Genomic DNA, 2,294 nt, shown 5'->3' on the forward strand with positions numbered 1-2,294 from the left:
TTCCGGTGGCTGCCAACTGGCTGGACTCCAGGAAAGAGAGGTAGCCTCTGTGGGGTGCTCCCTGCGGGGCGCTCCCTGTGTCGGCAAGGGGTGCCCTCCAACGGTGGATCCGGGTCCGGCCCATGCAAGAACCTGTCATTGGCATCGATCTAGGGACCACCAACAGCGCCGTGGCCACCGTTGAGGGTGGCAGGGCGCGCATCATCCCCGCGCGGGCCGGGGGGCGGCTGACTCCGTCCGTCGTGGGCTTGGACAGTGACGGGGAACGCGTGGTGGGCGCGGCCGCGCAGCGCATGGCGGAGGAGCAGCCCGACAGCGTGGTGTGGGCCACCAAGCGCTTCCTGGGGCGGCGCTGTACGCCCGAGCTGGTGCAGCAGGCCGAGGCGATGGTGCCCTTCCCCTTGATTCCAGGCCCCACGGGGGATGTCCGCGTTCGCCTGGCCGGCAAGGTGATGCCCCTCACCCAGGTGGCGGCGATGGTGCTGGGCGAGCTGAAGCTGGATGCCGAGGCCCACTTCGGGCGGAAGGTGAACCGCTGCGTCATCACCGTTCCCGCCAACTTCGATGACAACCAGCGCTCTGCCACGCGCGAGGCGGCCTCCATCGCGGGCCTGGAGGTGCTCCGGCTGGTGAACGAGCCCACCGCGGCGGCGCTCGCGTACGGGCTGTCTCGCGGCTTCCAGGGCAATGCGCTCGTCTTCGATCTCGGCGGTGGCACCTTCGACGTGTCCATCCTCGAGGTGAAGGACGGCGTCTTCGAGGTGAAGGCCACCGGCGGAGACTCGTCGCTGGGCGGGGAGGACTTCGACCAGCGCATCGTCCAGTGGCTGGTGGCGCAGGTGGACGAAGACCTCCGCGAGGTGGTGGCGAAGGACACCTCGTCGATGCGCCGGCTGAAGGTGGCGGCGGAGACGGCCAAGCGCACGCTGACCGAGCAGGAGGAGGCCGTCATCTCCGTGGCGGCGCTGGGGGACTACAGCTCGCAGAACCGGCGCCTCACCGGAGTGGAGACGGTCCTCACCCGCTCCTTCTTCGAGGTGCTGTCCGAGCCGCTGTCGCGCCGCTGCCTGGAGGTGTGCCACGGCGTGATGCGCGACGCGAAGATGGAGCCGCACGCAGTGGACGTGGTGCTGCTGGTGGGAGGCATGACGCGCGTGCCGCTGGTGCAGCGGCTGGTGGCGGACTTCTTCGGCCGAGCGCCCTCCACGGATGTCAACCCGGACGAGGCCGTGGCGCTGGGGGCAGCCGTCCATGCGGAGGAGCTGGTGCGCCAGTCCGGCAAGGCGCTGCTGCTGGATGTGGCCGGCCAGTCGCTGGGCGTGGGCGTGCTGGGCGGACGCGTCAAGCGGCTCATCGCCAAGAACACCTCGGTGCCGGTGGTGGCGCGCGAGATCTTCCTGCCCAGCCGCGGAGGCCAGGCGGAGGTGCGCATCCCCATCTACCAGGGGGAGGGTGACTTCCAGGATGACAGCCGCAAGCTGGGCGAGGTGGTGCTGCGAAACCTGCAGGTGGGCCACCGCGCGGACACCCAGATCGAGGTGACGTTCGGGCTCTCCAGCGAGGGCATCCTCTCCGTGCGTGCGGTGGACCTGCGGACGGGCCTGGCCGAGGAGGTGCGGCTGGAGGCGCGCACCAGCCTGCCGCAGACCGAGGCAGAGCGGCTCTCCCAGGAGCAGGCCCGGTACGCCAGCGAGAAGGCCGAGGAGGACGCCCGCCAGTCCGAGGAGAAGTTCCGCAAGCTGCTGGAGCGCGGCGAGAAGCTGGCGCGCCTGCTCCAGCGCAGCGCGGAGGAGAACCCCAGCCCCGAGGCCGTCACCGCCGTGGGCACCGTGCGCAGCCTGCTGGACACGGGCCGTGCCGCGCTCCAGTCCGGCAATGCCGAGCAGTGCGCGAACGTCACACGCCAGCTTACCCAGATGCTCCTGGGCCGCTCCGCCTGAGAGGGCTGCCGGGCGCACTGTCCGGAACCGATCGGCGGTCGCAGCCGCCTGTCACGCCGCGCACGATTGGGGCGTCCTCCCATGCACAGCGCTGAGCCCCTTACATGGCCGGATCTCCCGCGAGGAGCTACCTCCAGGGATTCCTACCCGGGGGGCTGCCATGGACTCGGTTCTCACTCGCGACGAGGTCTTCGTCGTCGATGACTCCCAAGCAGTGCGGGAGCTGGTGTGTCAGCACCTGTCCCGGCTGGGCTGCGAGCCCGTGCCATTCGAGAGCGGCACGGCGTGCCTGGCGGAGCTGGAACGACGTGTGCCCGCGCTCGTGCTGATGGACCTGCGCATGGAGGGCATGCA

At 70.3% G+C, this 2,294-nt stretch carries 2 protein-coding genes; both read left to right on the top strand.

The window, feature by feature from the left end:
- Positions 1 to 122: 122 nt before the first annotated feature.
- Positions 123 to 1,940, top strand: coding sequence for an Hsp70 family protein (locus VD972_RS10215; protein ID WP_324984590.1), 1,818 nt, complete (start codon positions 123 to 125; stop codon positions 1,938 to 1,940).
- A 160-nt stretch (positions 1,941 to 2,100) separates the two neighbouring features.
- Positions 2,101 to 2,294: response regulator (locus tag VD972_RS10220; protein ID WP_324984593.1), on the top strand; the 194-nt coding region annotated here is incomplete at its 3' end.

This window comes from Hyalangium sp. (genome assembly GCF_035629615.1).
Lineage (GTDB): Bacteria > Myxococcota > Myxococcia > Myxococcales > Myxococcaceae > Hyalangium.